Origin of the sequence: uncultured Chitinophaga sp., from assembly GCF_902168175.1 — a bacterium.
Lineage (GTDB): Bacteria > Bacteroidota > Bacteroidia > Chitinophagales > Chitinophagaceae > Chitinophaga.
Window position 1 is genome coordinate 66614 of record NZ_CABHOU010000059.1, and the last position, 15670, is coordinate 82283.

General features: G+C 48.0%; 17 protein-coding genes. 2 read left to right on the forward strand and 15 right to left on the reverse strand.

Annotated elements, in window-relative coordinates; genetic code table 11:
* Positions 1–62: 62 nt before the first annotated feature.
* From QZT80_RS12390 to QZT80_RS12435, 10 genes are all read right to left on the reverse strand, one after another.
* Positions 63–476, reverse strand: a complete 414-nt coding sequence (locus QZT80_RS12390; RefSeq protein WP_295122194.1) for a septal ring lytic transglycosylase RlpA family protein — start codon at positions 474–476, stop codon at positions 63–65.
* A 99-nt stretch (positions 477–575) separates the two neighbouring features.
* Complete coding sequence (locus tag QZT80_RS12395; RefSeq protein WP_295122196.1) at positions 576–1613, reverse strand: cytochrome c peroxidase; 1038 nt, start codon at positions 1611–1613, stop codon at positions 576–578.
* Positions 1610–2365: an MbnP family protein gene (locus QZT80_RS12400; protein WP_295122198.1), complete on the reverse strand. Its 756-nt coding sequence runs from the start codon at positions 2363–2365 to the stop codon at positions 1610–1612. The genes QZT80_RS12395 and QZT80_RS12400 overlap by 4 nt, the downstream gene beginning before the upstream one ends.
* A 122-nt stretch (positions 2366–2487) precedes the next feature.
* Entirely contained in the window at positions 2488–3786 is a 1299-nt protein-coding gene (gene fucP, locus QZT80_RS12405) for an L-fucose:H+ symporter permease (RefSeq protein ID WP_295122200.1), read from the reverse strand.
* A gap of 39 nt (positions 3787–3825) precedes the next feature.
* Positions 3826–4608, reverse strand: a complete 783-nt coding sequence (locus QZT80_RS12410; RefSeq protein WP_295122202.1) for an SDR family oxidoreductase — start codon at positions 4606–4608, stop codon at positions 3826–3828.
* Positions 4609–4628: 20 nt separating this feature from the next.
* Entirely contained in the window at positions 4629–5447 is an 819-nt protein-coding gene (locus QZT80_RS12415; protein ID WP_295122204.1) for an amidohydrolase, read from the reverse strand.
* A gap of 67 nt (positions 5448–5514) precedes the next feature.
* Positions 5515–5850, reverse strand: a complete 336-nt coding sequence (locus QZT80_RS12420; RefSeq protein WP_295122205.1) for an L-rhamnose mutarotase — start codon at positions 5848–5850, stop codon at positions 5515–5517.
* 10 nt (positions 5851–5860) lie between these two features.
* Positions 5861–6715 carry a fumarylacetoacetate hydrolase family protein gene (locus QZT80_RS12425; protein WP_295122207.1) on the reverse strand — a complete coding sequence of 285 codons (855 nt, stop codon included), beginning with the start codon at positions 6713–6715 and terminating at the stop codon, positions 5861–5863.
* 5 nt (positions 6716–6720) lie between these two features.
* Positions 6721–7467: a hypothetical protein gene (locus tag QZT80_RS12430; protein WP_295122209.1), complete on the reverse strand. Its 747-nt coding sequence runs from the start codon at positions 7465–7467 to the stop codon at positions 6721–6723.
* Positions 7468–7485: 18 nt separating this feature from the next.
* Positions 7486–8268 carry an SDR family NAD(P)-dependent oxidoreductase gene (locus QZT80_RS12435; RefSeq protein WP_295122211.1) on the reverse strand — a complete coding sequence of 261 codons (783 nt, stop codon included), beginning with the start codon at positions 8266–8268 and terminating at the stop codon, positions 7486–7488.
* Between the two features lie 113 nt (positions 8269–8381).
* On the opposite strand from QZT80_RS12435, the gene QZT80_RS12440 reads away from it, so the two are divergent.
* Both QZT80_RS12440 and QZT80_RS12445 read left to right on the forward strand, forming a co-directional pair.
* On the forward strand, positions 8382–9074 hold the full coding sequence (locus tag QZT80_RS12440; protein ID WP_295122213.1) for a M15 family metallopeptidase: 693 nt from the start codon (positions 8382–8384) through the stop codon (positions 9072–9074).
* Between the two features lie 37 nt (positions 9075–9111).
* A complete protein-coding gene (locus tag QZT80_RS12445; RefSeq protein ID WP_295122215.1) occupies positions 9112–9978 on the forward strand; it encodes an alpha/beta hydrolase in 867 nt (288 codons plus the stop codon).
* A gap of 113 nt (positions 9979–10091) precedes the next feature.
* On the opposite strand, the gene QZT80_RS12450 is transcribed toward QZT80_RS12445, so the two are convergent.
* From QZT80_RS12450 to leuC, 5 genes are read right to left on the reverse strand one after another with little or no spacing between them, the layout of a single operon-like run.
* Entirely contained in the window at positions 10092–11597 is a 1506-nt protein-coding gene (locus QZT80_RS12450; RefSeq protein ID WP_295122217.1) for a 2-isopropylmalate synthase, read from the reverse strand.
* A gap of 33 nt (positions 11598–11630) precedes the next feature.
* Complete coding sequence (gene leuB, locus QZT80_RS12455) at positions 11631–12710, reverse strand: 3-isopropylmalate dehydrogenase (protein ID WP_295122219.1); 1080 nt, start codon at positions 12708–12710, stop codon at positions 11631–11633.
* A 34-nt stretch (positions 12711–12744) separates the two neighbouring features.
* Positions 12745–13344: a 3-isopropylmalate dehydratase small subunit gene (gene leuD / locus QZT80_RS12460; protein WP_295122221.1), complete on the reverse strand. Its 600-nt coding sequence runs from the start codon at positions 13342–13344 to the stop codon at positions 12745–12747.
* Between the two features lie 16 nt (positions 13345–13360).
* Entirely contained in the window at positions 13361–14122 is a 762-nt protein-coding gene (locus QZT80_RS12465; protein ID WP_295122223.1) for a class I SAM-dependent methyltransferase, read from the reverse strand.
* Positions 14123–14131: 9 nt separating this feature from the next.
* The gene (leuC, locus tag QZT80_RS12470) at positions 14132–15529 is read right to left on the reverse strand and encodes a 3-isopropylmalate dehydratase large subunit (RefSeq protein WP_295122225.1); all 1398 of its coding nucleotides are present in this window, start codon (positions 15527–15529) and stop codon (positions 14132–14134) included.
* Positions 15530–15670: the final 141 nt, after the last annotated feature.

Below are 15670 nucleotides of genomic sequence, written 5' to 3' on the forward strand. Positions count from 1 at the left end.
TGCAGAATAAAAACAAAAGGCGCCCCTGAGAGCGCCTTTATAAATTTCTTTATGTTGATCGTTTAACTTGCTGCCTGTACAATAGACCTCATCATGCTATTTACGAACGACTTCGACACCACATCCACCTTTACACGGGTGAGACCGCGATTAAAGAAATCGAGTTTCCTTGCGGCGGACTGTGTAAGGTCGACAATGCGCGAATTAGCGGCATGCAGGCGGTCGGTTACCTTTACGATTACCCATTTATTGTTACGGAGATTAGTCACTTTGATATAGGTGCCCATCGGTAGAGAATTATGGGCAGCGGTCATAGCGCTATTATCGAATGTTTCGCCGCTGAATGTTTTGCGGCCATTAAACTTATGCGCGTAAAAACTGGCAATACCCTCCGTTTTAGCGGGCTTCTGCTGTTGCTGAGCGTTTACAGAAGTGGTAGCGCCGAACATCAGTAAAAATATGGTAAGTAGCTTCATGCCGCCATATTGGCAAGAACCATTCCATAAAGGTATGGTGATTATTACCGGGCTTAAATCGTGCTGATTTATAAGCATTTAGAGAAAGTCAGAAGTTTGTCAATCGTTGACAATTATCTCTTTTAACGCTTCATTATTGATATAATTCATGTCCGTAAGCGTCATCAGGAAGAAATAAAGCTCCCGTTGTTCCTTGTCGCTCAGGGGAATACCGCTCTTCAGTATAGGATCAGGGTTCGCATTTTCGAAGATGCCGCTGTCATAATGCTCGAACACCAGGAAAATATCGTAGAAGCGGCCGTCGTGCATATAAGGCTGACTGCGGAGTATATTGCGGAGAGAAGGCACTTTAAACTTCATATAGTCTGCCGTGCTGTTGGTGATCTTCATGCGGCCTACATCATTCAGAGAAGGATTGTAAGGCATACCGTTGCTACGGAAGCTGCCATCCGTAAACAAGGGCTCTTTATGACAACTGGCGCATTTTGCCTGGAACACCGCATAACCGTTCTGTTCCTCTGCCGTAAACGTTTTCTCCCTGCGCATCACACTATCGTACTTCGATTCGAACGAGTTCATCGTAGCCATGAACTGCGCGAGGGCTCGGAAGGTGCGTTGGGTAGTTACCTCTTCGCTACCGAAAGCTGCTTTGAACATTTTGCGGTATACCGCATTTGACTGCAGTTTATCTACCACGCGCTGCAGGTCCTCTCCCATTTCATTAGGATCGGTAAGCGGCGTGAGCGGCTGTATTTCCAGGTTATTCACCCCGCCATCCCACATAAAGTCTTTCTGGTAAATAAGATTGAAGAGAGCAGGCACCGTGCGCGTACCCGTTCTGTTTTCGACACCATGACTCAGGGGGTGATCGTAATGCGAGAAGGCCGCGAACTGCTGGTGGCAGAAACCGCAGGAAACCGTGCTGTCTTTTGAAAGGCGGTTATCGTAGAAAAGTCTTTTACCAAGTGCAATGCCCTCATTGGTGAGCGGATTTTGCGCCATATCGTACACGGTTGCCGGAAAGTAAGATGGCAGTTGTAAAGTATAGGGAGTTGGTGCAGGCGCGCGTACATCCGTTTTACGGCAGGCCCACAAAAGAAACAGGAAAACAACGATATAAATGATTTTTCTAATCATTCAGCAACGGTAAAGCTCGTAAACATCTTACTGTAGTTATCGGCTATTTTATATGCGTCCGCCCCGGGAACGTGAATAGCTGCGATATTTTTAAAGCTAACGGCATTAGGCTGACCGAACCATTTGGCTGCATCGGCCACGAGCGTGATATGCGCTTTGGCCGGTACATTGATCCCGGCAGTAGCAATGGTTACATTACGCAGTGAATTATATTCTCCTTTAAAACCACCAATGTGAAACACCAGTGAGTGATCGTTCGCAACAGATACAGGAGAAGTACCTTCAAACTTCGCCATGATGTACCCGCTGTTCCAGCTCCAGAACATGCCGTTTAAAGGGTCTAAAGCACCGGTTTGCGCGCCGCTAACGTTACGCACGCTATCAACTCCCACCGTGAACGATACGCTTTTGTAATCGCCCAATGGCACTTTATTTATCGATATTGTTTTCGATTCGCTTACCGCTTCGTTCACGAGGTAGTATTTACCCGGGAATTTAACAACTGAACCGTCGGTGTTGGTGAAGCTGAAGTTGCTGAGGTAGTATTTAAAAGTAGTAACGGTAAACTGCTCGCCGGAAGCGTTGGTATAGGTGTTGGTCGCCAGTACGAGCGGCTGTGAATTTACCTGGTGTTGAAGTGAAATCTTAATGGTCCCTGTGGCTGTTTCGTCCTTTCCGTCTTTCTGGCAACCTGCGGCAAATACCAGCAACAGGAAGAGAAATAAGGTACAGCGGTTAGCAAGCTGCGTCATAATCTCTGATTGTGTACTGAAGTTACGATGAATTTGCCGGATTGGATGCCTCCGTTTGCCGATAAAAAAAGCGCGCCTGCCGATGTTTTTCCGGCAGGCGCGTTATTATATGGGAAACAGGCTTATAGTGCCCTGTCCAGCTTATATCCTTTTATACCGAACCAGGCTACCACCGCAAAACAAACCAGCGGCACGATGTAGGCCATCTGGATATTGGAAGCGTCAGACACCATGCCCATCAACGGAGGACAAATAGCGCCACCAACGATCGACATGATGATGAGGGAAGAACCGAATTTGGCATCCGTTCCAATTCCTTCAATACCAAGCGAAAATATAGTAGGGAACATAATAGACATGAAGAAAGGAACAGCCAATACTGCCCAAACAGCCACATCTCCCTTAACCGTCATCGCCACCACTAACAACAGCAGGTTCACAAAGGCGTAGATAGCCAATAAACGATGCGGTTTGATGACACGCATCAACCCAGTACCAACAAAACGGCCGATCATGAAACCACCGCCGGCCACAGACCCCAGTAATATAGCTGCATCCTGCTCGTTAATACCTGCAGAGAATTTGGCGAAACGAATAAAGAAGGCATTTACACCTACCTGGGCGCCAATGTAAAAGAATTGCGTAACAACCGCTGCAATCAGGTGTTTATGCCTGAAAATGCTGCCTTTACTGCCCGTATTATCGATCGCAGGATCTTCCTGCTCTTTTACATCGGGCATTTTGGTGAAGATGAATAATATTGCTACCAGTACTACCACAAAACCGATGATCATGTACGGCATTTTAACCGTAGCGGCCTCGCTGGCCAGGTATTGCTGCAAATCTGCAGGCGCCATCCGTGCCAGTTCTTCTTTTGTATGCTCGTTGCCGGAAAGAATGAATTTAGCTCCAATAATGGGCCCGATCATCGCACCCACCCCATTAAACGACTGCGCCAGGTTCAGCCTGAAGGCGGCTGTTTCTGGCTTGCCAAGTACGGTAACGTAAGGATTGGCAGCTGTTTCCAGGAAAGTTAAACCGGTAGCGATCACAAAAAGCGCCACCAGGAAAAATGCGTACTGACCTGAATTGGCAGCTGGTATAAATAAGAATGCACCTGCCGCATACACGATCAGGCCGAAAATAATACCCGACTTATAACCGAACTTCTTCATCACATAACCTGCCGGCATGGCCATCACGAAGTAAGCAAGGAAGATGGAAGAATCGATGAAAGAAGATTGCGTATCTGTAAGCTGACAGGCTTTTTTCAGGTGCGGAATAAGTACGGGACTCAGGTTGTGAATGAGTGCCCACAGGAAAAACAAACTGGTAACGAGTATAAAGGGAAACAGGTAGTTGCCCGCTTTATTGCCGCCAGTGGTGGTATACGTGGAATTGCTTGCTGCGGTTCCGGCCATAGATGTTGTTTTTAGTATTATAAGGATTTGTATCAGCTACTAACTAATCGACCTGTCAAGGTGTGTGTAACCACCATCTACGTAAATGATCTGGCCTGTGGTGTGTGCAGAACGATCGCTCAGCAGGAATACGGTCATACCGGCAATTTCATCGGAAGTGGTCATTCGTTTCTCCAAAGGAATTTTGGAAACGATGGATGCCAGTTTCTCTTCGGAATTGGGTAAAGAGTTGATCCAGGTTTCGTACAACGGGGTCCATACTTCGGCAGGGATCACTGTATTTACGCGTACGCTGAATGGCACCAGTTCTACTGCCCACTCGCGGGTTAACGCGTTGATAGCACCTTTGGAGGCGGCGTAACCGGAGGTATTACCCTGACCAGTATCGGCCACTTTAGAACCAATGTTTACAATATTGCCTTTAGCGGCTTTAAGGTAAGGCAACGCATAATGCGCCAGGTTATAGTAATGCGATAAATTGTTTTGTAAAGAAGCCATGAACTTTTCGGGACTACCGCTTTCCAGTCCTACACCATCATTAGCGCCGGCATTGTTCACTAACGCATCGATACGGCCGTAAGCCGCTACCGCTACATCGATCACTTTTTTACAGTCGCCTGGTTTACCCAATTCGGCTGTTACACCCAGCGCTTTACCGCCCGCGTTATTAATTGCTGTAACAGTCTTTTCATTGTCCGCCTCATTTCTTCCTGCAATTACAATGATAGCCCCTTCTTCAGCCGCCAGTCTTGAAATGGCTTCGCCAATACCTTTGGCACCACCGGTAACGATCACCACTTTATCCTTCAATCCTAAGTTCATTACTTATTGTTTTGTTGTGTTTATAGCTTGTAAAAAGTCCTTGCATTGCCACCCATGATCATGCCTACTTCCGAATGGGAGAACCCGGAAATATAGTGTTCCAAAATGCCTTTCACCTGTGCGTAATCGCCAGCCAGCAAACATACCGGCCAGTCGGAACCAAACATCACCCTGCTGGAGCCAAAGGCGGTAAGCACTACTTCCAGCATGGGATCAAAGTCTTCCTGCTTCCAGTGCGCCCAGTCGGCCTCGGTTACCATACCGCTTAACTTGCAATACACATTTCGGTGATGGGCAACAGCGCGCATATGTTGCGCCCAATCATGGTCCAGTTCCTTTTTAAAGTCGGGCTTTGCGAGGTGATCGATCACGAAACGCTGTTCGGGGAATTTGCTTACAAACTCCAGTACGGCAGGCAACTGGTGCGGGAACACCAGGATATCATAAGTGAAATTGTATTTAGCCAGTTTGGCAATGCCATTGCAGAAGTCTTCGCGCAGCAGGAAACGATCGTCGGCCTCTCCCTGTACGATGTGGCGGAAGCCTTTGAGAACAGGGTATTGAGAGAAGTGTTGCAGCCGTTCTTCGATGTTCTCCGCACGCAAATCTACCCATCCTACCACGCCTTTAATAAACTCGTGTTTAGCGGCCAGGTCCAGTAAAAATTGGGTTTCTGCTTCGGACTGATCGGCCTGCACGGCTACACAGGCTTCCACGCCATTGGCAGCCAGTACGGGTCCCAGGTCTTCGGGCAGAAAATCGCGTTGTATGGCAGCACCCATCCAGGTATCGCGTACCGCGTTGTACTGCCAGAAGTGTTGATGTGCATCAATGATCATACGTGAAATGCTGTTTTAAGCCCGGCCCCTACCGGCTGCGAATGAATAATAGACCACGTGGTGTTACTTACAGTTCGAATATTTTATCCATGAATAACCACTTTTCTCCCGGTTTAGCTACGGGCAGGGCCTGCTGATATTTCCACATCAGCTGCTCCCACTCCTGCACCTTCGGATTAGCGGCGTCCATAGCGTTCTTTCTTTCAAAAGAAAAGGTTTCATCTACTTCCATGATCATGAACAAACGGTTCATGAGGCGGTAGATCTCCATATTTGTTACGCCTGCCCCGGAAATACTGGCTTTGATCTCGGGCCATACATTGCGGTGGTACTGCTCGTACTCCGCAATTAAAGCCGGATCATCCACCAGGTCCAGTGCCAGGCAATATCTCTTAACGCTCATACCTGTTAGTTTACTTTGTCCATTCAACCGCCTGCTGCCGCGAGGTGCCCAAACCGTCGATACCTAATTCGATTACATCGCCTGCTTTGATGTATACCTGCGGATTCATACCCAAACCTACGCCTGCAGGAGTGCCTGTAGAAATTACATCACCCGGAAGCAGGGTCATAAACTGGCTGAGGTAAGATACAAGGAAAGGTATTTTGAAGATCAGGTTAGCGGTAGTACCGTCCTGGTATTTTTTGCCGTTAACGGTTAACCAGAGGCGCAGATTGTCTACGTCTTTGATCTCTTCTTTAGTAGCTAACCAGGGACCCAGTGGTGCGAAGGTGTCATTACTTTTACCTTTTACCCACTGACCATTTCTTTCCAACTGAAACTCTCTTTCGCTGTAATCGTTGTGCAGGCAGTATCCGGCAATGTATTCTTCCGCATCTTTTTCGTCGATGTAAGAAGCCTTTTTACCAATTACTACGGCCAGTTCCACTTCCCAGTCGGTTTTAACGCTGTTACGCGGAATCACCAGGTTGTCGTTTGGCCCTACCAGTGCGGTAGTAGATTTGAAGAAAACGATCGGTTCTTTTGGAATAGCAGCATTCGTTTCCCTGGCATGGTCGGCGTAGTTAAGACCAATACAGATGATTTTAGAAGGACGCGTAACAGGCGAGCCTAAACGTGTGCCCTCAGCCACTTTGGGAGCAGATGCGCCATTAGCGCTCCACCATTTTTCCAAACGGGCCAAACCGTCTGTTTCAAAGAATTTCTCTCCAAAGTCTTCACCGAAAGCAGATACGTCAAACATACCTTCGCTTGTTGCCACTCCCGGTTTTTCTGCACCGGCTAAACCGAACCTTATCAGTTTCATATCAGTTATTTAAATTTTAATTTCCTAATCGTTTTTGTTTCGAGTCTGCCGTTCCTGATGCGGATCGACATGGCTTCTTTGAACTCGTTGTTCATTTTAAGGCCGAAGTATACAAAGTCGTCCTGCGCTACCGTGAGGAAAGCCTCTGCCACGCTGGATGGCACTGCAAATCCTTCCTGTTCTGTAATACCGCCAAATTTGTAATGCAGTATCACCGAATCTTTTCCTGCCTGTTCTATTTCCACGTTAAAGTCATCGATGATAGCGCCCGACTTGATATTCTTGCTGAACTTCTTCACCAGCGGCTGGTTTTTCAGGAAGGCACCGAGGCCCAGTACATTCTCCGTATACTCCCAGATCTCTTTAGGTGGTGCTGCCGACCAGCGTATGCGGACGAAGGGGCTGTCAGTTATCGCGTGATAGTAACGCGTTTCCTTGTTACTTTTGATCACACCTACGTATGCGCTGTTAGGTTTATCCCACAGTATGCGGTACAAAGCCGTATCGGCGCCCTGTTGTAACAGGTCTACTTCAAACACCTCTTCTACTTTCGCTTCTCCTATCTGGAACTTAATCCTTACCAGTCCCGTATCCTTATCGCGGTTTTCAAGATTTACGGAAATGGTACCTGCGGGTGTGGCAGGGGTAATGGTGTTTACCTCTCCTTTCTTATCGCCCTTTTTTCCTGACGTGTTACAGGCGGTGGCGAATGCGGCTAAAGCCAGTCCTAATATTATAACGTTGCGTTTCATAGGGTGGAAAAGTACGAATTAATTATTCAGCCTGATGAACCCTCCATCAATTGCGTAATCCGAACCTGTAATAAATCCGGCCTCATCTGAGCAGAGGTACAACGATTGCCAGGCCACTTCGTCCGGCTTAGCCATACGGCCAATAGGCTGTGTTTTAGACAGTTTCTCGAACATCTCTGCTTCGCGGCCGGGATAATTTTTGGCGATAAAGCCATCCACGAACGGCGTGTGTACGCGGGCGGGAGAAATGCAGTTACAGCGGATGTTATCGCCTATATAATCTTTCGCCACCGACAACGTCATGGTAAGCACAGCGCCTTTACTCATGGAGTAAGCGAACCTGTCAGGTATCCCCACGCTGGAAGCGATAGAAGCCACGTTAAGGATAACACCCCCACCCTGCTTCTTCATTTGACCAACGCTGGCGAACATGCAGTTGTAAGTGCCTTTCACGTTTACATTGTATACCCTGTCCAGGTCTTGTTCCGATGTAGTTTCCAGTTTACCAATGTGTGCAATGCCGGCGCAGTTCACCAGGATGTTAAGCGAGCCCGAAGTGGCTACTACTTTGTCCATCACAACTTGTACCGCCTGCTGGTCGCTAACATTCACACCGTGTACAAAACCTTGTCCGCCTTCGGCGTTGATGCTGTTCAATGTTTCCTGGCCTGCAGCTTCATTAAGTTCCAGGATATGCACTACAGCGCCCTGGGCGGCAAATACGCGCGCCACGGCCTGTCCTATTCCGCTACCACCGCCGGTTACAACGGCAACTTTTCCATCTAATCGAAACAAGTTCATCTTTTCTTAATTTAAGGGTTCTAAAGTACCTATTTTACAAAGGCGATTACGATCCTTTTTTACCCGTATTAAATACAATCTTCGCTATTGAAGACTCATTCAAAACATTTTCAGTGAAAAATATATTCATTCTGCCCTTATTTCTCGTCTTTTTATCGCTTAAAGCGCAGGACATACCGCTTAACAAATATGGGCTTAAAGTGGTGAATGATATCAGTTTATATCACCAGCTGGTAGCAAAAGACAGTAATATGCAAATGGTGGATGCGGAGAAGCGGATACCCAGACTGAAAAAGGACATCCGGTACGCCACTGTTAACAATTTTACGAAACAGCAGCTATATAAACAAGCCCGTATATTCCTGCGCCTCCCTGCTGCCAATGCCTTATTGGCCGTGCAACAGGAGCTTAACCGGTTAGGCATGGGATTGAAGATATTTGACGGCTACCGCCCCTACACCGCCACGGAGAAGATGTGGGCGATCGTACCAGACGATCGTTACGCGGCAGACCCATCCAAGGGATCGGGCCATAATCGTGGTGCGGCTGTAGATCTTACTATTATAGACCTGAAAACGGGGAAAGAGCTGCGCATGCCCACCGACTTCGACAACTTTACCGAAAAAGCACATCACGATTATCCGTTAACAGACAGTACCGTGGCGGCTAACAGGAGGTTGTTAAAAACAGTGATGGAGAAACACGGCTTTGTGGCCCTGGAAACGGAGTGGTGGCATTACTTCCTTAAAGATCATAAACTTTATCCCCTGATGGATATTCCCTTTGAAGAGCTGGATAAACGATAAAGGCACAATTTTCGTTATAAAGGAACAAACTGTTGATATGAGGATAACCCTGCTACTTTTCTTTTTCGTGATAACAGGCCTCACCGCCTGCAAAGACACTACCGATGGTTCTCCGCTACCGGTAACCACGCAACAGCGGATCAGAGATGTTTCCTACGGCCCCGATCCACGTAATAAAATGGATGTATACCTTACAGCTAACCGTACAGGCGAGGAACCATTCATGTTGCTTATCCATGGCGGCGGCTGGGTTGGCGGCAGTAAGAACGATATGAATGGGGTACAGGAGGCGATGTTAGCACAGGGTATCAGTAGTGCATCTATCTCTTATCGTTATGTAAGTACAACCGTTCACGGCGATGCATTAATGGAAGATGTGGGTAAAGCCCTGGACAAGGTACTGGCTAACTCCACCACCTGGACCACCCGCAAAACGAAGATCATTCTTTGCGGTGCCAGCGCCGGCGCGCATATGTCACTTTTATACGGCTATAAACAAGATGCGGCGAACATCATCGGTGGCGTTATTTCACTGGCAGGCCCGACAGATCTGACACAAACCGCATTTCTCGATTATGCGGCCGCTATAGGCGCCAAATCTGCCATAGAAAACCTCGCAGGCGCTCCTTATACCACAGGCCAACCCATCAACAGTAAATTCTCAGAAGTAAGCCCTGTCAGCTACTTAAAGAATGTGCCATCATTGCTGATCCATGGCACGGCAGATAATGTGGTGCCCTATGTCCAGGCAACGATATTAGAAGGAAAATTAAAGGCCGCAGGATATACGCATAAATTGATACCGATCCCGAATGCAGGGCACGATTTGGGAGTAGCGCAACCGTTGGTATTGCAGATGATTTTGAATGAGGTGACTGCCTGGGCGAAGGCGTATGGTAAGTAGGAATCGGCACAAAAAAACCGGATGCATGCAAGCAGCGGCAAACCGGGAATAACACAACAAAAAGGCCGGGCACTTATGGCCCGACCTTCGTCTATACGTTGGCTGATTATGTCTTAGTAGATCTTGTTCAGCGCATCCACATAAGCCAGTACCGAAGCGTTCACGATATCGGTAGAATAACCGAAACCATAGTACGATTTACCGGCATGTTTTACGTGCATGTTCACTTTACTTACATCGGTGCTACCGCCATGCATCGCCTGAATGCTGAATTCATCCAGTTCGATATCATCCTTAATGATTTCATGAATAGCGTTGATGGTAGCGTTTACAGGACCGTTACCGGCTGCACTCGCTTCCTTCTCTTCACCATTGATCCTCAACTTAACCGTCGCCATAGGACGCAGCGGGTCGCCGCATACTACCTGCAATAAAGTTACTTTAATTGCCTTTTCGTCGTAGTTTTTTTCTTCACCATCGCCCATCAGCATCTGAAGGTCGTGGTCGCTTATTTCTTTTTGTTTATCGGCTACGATCAGGAAGCGCTGGTATACTTCATCCAGGTTCACCTTGTCAATTTTATAGCCCAGTCTTTCGAGGTGGTGCTTTAACGCATGACGGCCGCTACGGGCAGTGAGGATAATTGAGTTAGGGTTGATGCCCAGATCTTCCGGATCAAGGATCTCGTAGTTTTCGCGGTGCTTCAGTACGCCATCCTGGTGAATACCAGAGCTGTGCGCAAAGGCGTTACGGCCAACAATAGCCTTGTTCGCCTGCACCGGCATACGCATCATTGTAGATACCAGGTTACTGATATCATAGATACGTTTAGAATTGATACCGGTAGTATATCCCAGGGCATGGTGCGTTTTCAGGATCATGGCTACCTCTTCCAGGGAAGTGTTGCCCGCCCTTTCACCGATACCATTAATGGTACATTCTACCTGCCTGGCACCGTTCATTACACCCGCAATGGAGTTAGCCGTAGCCAAACCGAGGTCGTTATGACAGTGAACAGAAATGATGGCCTTATCGATGTTGGGCACATTATCCATCAGGTATTTGATTTTAGCACCGTACTGGTCGGCAAGGCAATAACCGTTGGTATCCGGAATGTTCACTACCGTGGCACCTGCAGCGATCACCGCTTCGATCATACGGGCGAGAAATTCATTGTCGGCACGGCCGGCATCCTCTGCGTAAAACTCAACGTCATCCGTGAATTTACGCGCATACTTTACAGCGTCTACACCACGACGTAATATCTCATCACGTGTGCTATTGAACTTGTATTTGATGTGCATATCAGACGCACCGATACCCGTATGGATACGGCTACGTTTGGCAAAACGCAGGGCTTCTGCGGCAGCATCAATATCTTTGGTATTAGCACGGGTAAGGGCGCATATAACAGGCTCTGTTACAGCTTTGGATATTTCCACCACGCTCTGGAAATCGCCAGGGCTGGATATGGGGAAACCTGCTTCAATCACGTCCACTCCTAAAGCCTCCAGCTCTTTCGCCACTTCGATTTTTTCCACGGTTGTCAGCTGGCAACCAGGTACTTGTTCGCCGTCGCGGAGGGTGGTATCGAAAATATAGACTCGGTTCTTATCCATGTTTGTGTTGTTTTTCGAATATTATATGGGTTGTTAGTTCAGGTTGTCTAATACTTTAGCGCCCATCGCATCTGTACCCAGTACAAATTGATTAGGCGTTTGTTTGGTGGCGATGTCCATGGTGCGGTAGCCCTGGCGCAGGGTAGCGTCAACAGCTCTGATCACACGCTGGGCCTCGTCTTTAAGACCGAAGGAAATATCCAGCAGCAGTGCGGCGCTCAGGATAGAAGCCAGCGGATTGGCAAGGCCTTTACCGGCAATATCGTGTGCAGAACCGTGTATGGGTTCGTAGAAACCGATGGTATCACCTACGGAAGCCGATGCCAGCATACCCATAGAACCTGCGATCTGCGAAGCTTCATCGGTAAGGATGTCGCCAAACAGGTTGCCTGTTACTACCACGTCGAAACGTTTAGGGTCTTTAATCAGCTGCATGGCTGCGTTGTCGATAAACATATGTTCTGTTTCCACATCAGGGTACTCTTTTGCAATTTCCTGCACTACTTCTCTCCAAAGGCGGGAAGCTTCGAGTACGTTGGCTTTATCTACAGAACATAATTTCTTGCGACGGGTACGTGCAGCTTCATAAGCCCTGCGGGCAATACGTTCTACTTCATATTTGTGATAAATCATCAGATCGGAAGCAGAAGAGCGATCTTCACTGCGTTTCTTTTCACCGAAATATACATCGCCTGTTAACTCGCGGAAGAAGAGAATATCGGCGCCCTGGAGAATTTCAGGTTTGATGCTGGATGCGTGCAGCAGATCGTCGAACAGTTTAATGGGACGCAGGTTGGCGTAGAGGCCAAGTTCTTTGCGGATTTTCAGCAAGCCTTGTTCAGGTCTTACTTTCAATGTAGGATCGTTATCATACTTAGCATGACCGATGGCGCCGAAGAGGATAGCATCGCTCTTCCTTGCTTTTTCCAGTGTTTCATCGGGCAACGGGTTGCCTGTAGCCTCAATAGCCACGTGCCCCATAATGCCTTCGTCGAAGGTAAACTTGTGTTTAAAGTTCTCTGCAATTGTTTCCAGTACCCTTTTACCCCACGAAGTCACTTCCTGTCCGATGCCGTCGCCGGGTATTACCAGTATCTTTTTTTCTACTCCCATTGTTTGTAACAGTGCTAGGTTGTATAAATGATGATTAAAAATTAAATGGTCTTGATGTTTCGTATTGTTCGATCTCGTTACGCAGGCTCAGCAGGTAATCGATATCATCGTACCCGTTAAGCAGGCATGTTTTTTTATACTGATTAATGTCGAATGATTCTTTTTCTCCTGTGCTTTTAATCGCAATAAACTGTTCCTCCAGGTTTACTTCTACTGCTGCTTTAGGATCGGCTTCCACGGCCTGGAATATCTTGTGCAGGAACGCATCACTAACGGTAATAGGCAGTATAAAGTTGTTAAGTGCGTTATTTTTAAAGATATCTGCAAAGAAACTGCTCACTACCACCTTCAGACCGAAATCGCCGATAGCCCAGGCAGCATGCTCACGGGAGGAGCCGCAGCCGAAGTTTTTACCTGCTACCAGTACCTGACCGCTGTAGATAGGATTGTTAAAAACGAAGTCCTGTTTAGGCTGGTTGTTTTCGTCGAAACGCCAGTCGCGGAACAGGTTTTCGCCAAAACCTTCACGTGTGGTGGCTTTCAGGAAGCGCGCCGGGATGATCTGGTCGGTATCGATGTTTTCTATTGGCAGTGGTATCACGGTCGACACCAGGCTTTTAAATATCTTACTCATAATTAAATACTGAATTTTAGAGAGATGCGGACGCCTTAACGGCCGATACCCTTAATCGTTTGTAATCAGCTATCCACTTACCATTCCTGTGATGCGTGGGCTCCATGAGCCGCTGCGTTTCTTCCAGGATGGCGGTACGTTCGTCGGCAGCCATATTCACAAAGAAGTGCGAACCAAACATTTCGAGCCAGCGGATAATACCGTTATCTGAGTCTTTCAACGTGGTTTCGCGATCGAAATAATGCACACGGTTTACGCGGAAACCAGCATTTTCCAGCACAGTCGTATATTCAGCTACCGAGGGAAAATACCAGAAAGGTTTATACTGATGACCGTACTTCGCCATTGCCTTTTCCAGCGCCTGCGTAATACCGGCCACGTTGTTTTTACCTCCCATTTCGAGTACCAGGCGCCCACCGGGTTTCAGATGTTTGAACAACTGCGCGGCCGCTTTCTCTTTCTCCCTTACCCAATGCAGGGTAGCGTTAGAAAAAATAGCATCGAAACGTTCGTTCAGTTCGAAGTTCGCGATATCCGCTGTTTCGAAGTCCAGACCAGGATAGTGCGCTTTGGCGCTTCTGATCATGCTGGCCGACTGGTCGATACCTTTTACCGAAGCGCCGCTGGAGGCTATTTCGGCAACCAGTTCGCCCGTACCGCAACCCGCGTCCAGTATGCGCTCTCCTTCTACCGGCTGAAGCCATGAGAGCAGGTCGCTACCGTACTGGAATACGAAGCTGTGCTGATCTTTATATAATCCTGCGTCCCAGGTGCTCATATACTTGGTTTAAATCATTTCTCTTACGTCGGATACAATACCGGTAATGGCGGCAGCGGCTGCAGTGAGCGGGCTGGCCAGGAAGGTACGGGCGTTAGGGCCCTGCCTTCCTTCAAAGTTCCTGTTGGAAGTGGATATGCAGTATTTGCCTGCGGGGATCTTATCCTCATTCATCGCCAGGCAGGCAGAGCAGCCGGGTTGACGGAGCTGAAAACCTGCTGCTTCAAATACTTTATCAATTCCCTCCTCTATCGCCTGCGCTTCTACCTGTTTTGAACCAGGTACGATCCAAACGGTTACATCGTCGGACTTCTTTTTGCCTTTTACAAAGTCGGCCACCAGGCGAAGGTCTTCAATGCGGGAGTTGGTACAACTGCCGATAAACACATAATCCACTTTTTTGCCCAGCAGCTGACTGCCAGCCTCGAGACCCATGTATTCGAGCGATTTGGTGAAAGACGGGCGTTCGCCATCTTCTATGTCGCTTAAACCAGGAATGTGTTCGGTAACACCCATGCCCATACCGGGATTGGTGCCGTAGGTAACCTGCGGTTCAATATCTTCGGCCTTAAACACCAGCACTTTATCAAATTCGGCATCTACATCTGTGTAAAGCGTTTTCCAGTAGTCGAGTGCCTGGTCCCACGCGGCGCCCTGTGGGGCGAACTCGCGCCCCTTGATATAATCAAAGGTAACATGATCGGGAGCAATGAGGCCACCGCGGGCGCCCATCTCGATGCTCATGTTACAGATCGTCATCCGTGCTTCCATGCTCAGACTGCGGATAGCCTCGCCGGCATATTCCACGAAGTAGCCGGTAGCACCGGAAGCGGAGATTTTGGCAATGATATAAAGGATGATGTCTTTAGACAATACGCCTTTTTTGAGTTGACCGGTAATTTCGATTTTCATGCGCTTCGGCTTGTATTGCAGGATGCACTGGGTTGCCAGTACCTGCTCTACTTCGGAAGTACCGATACCGAAAGCGATAGCGCCAAATGCGCCGTGAGTTGAAGTGTGACTGTCGCCACACACGATGGTCATACCCGGCAGGGTAATACCCAGTTCGGGCCCGATTACGTGTACGATACCCTGGTAGCGGTGCCCCAGACCATACAGTTCTACGCCAAATTCGGCCGTATTTTTAGTCAGCATCTCTACCTGGTGGCGGCTCAGCGCTTCCTTAATGGGCAGGTGCTGGTCTACCGTAGGTACATTATGATCGGCTGTTGCCCTGGTTTTGTTCGGGCGAAATACAGGTATATTGCGTTTACGCAGCCCGTCAAAAGCCTGGGGACTGGTAACCTCATGTATGAAATGGGTGTTGATGTAAACGGCGTCCGGGTGACCTGGCCTGCTCGTCACAACATGGCCGTCCCAAATCTTATCAAATAGTGTTTTTCCCATCCGTAATTATCTTTTATTTGTTGCGTTCCTTATTTTTGTATCCACCTCTTCTGATTTATACCTTCAAATCTAGCTGGTACGCACTAAAAGACTTTGGCTAAATTTGAACCATTTACGATCCGCAAAGCGGGATTATTTCGC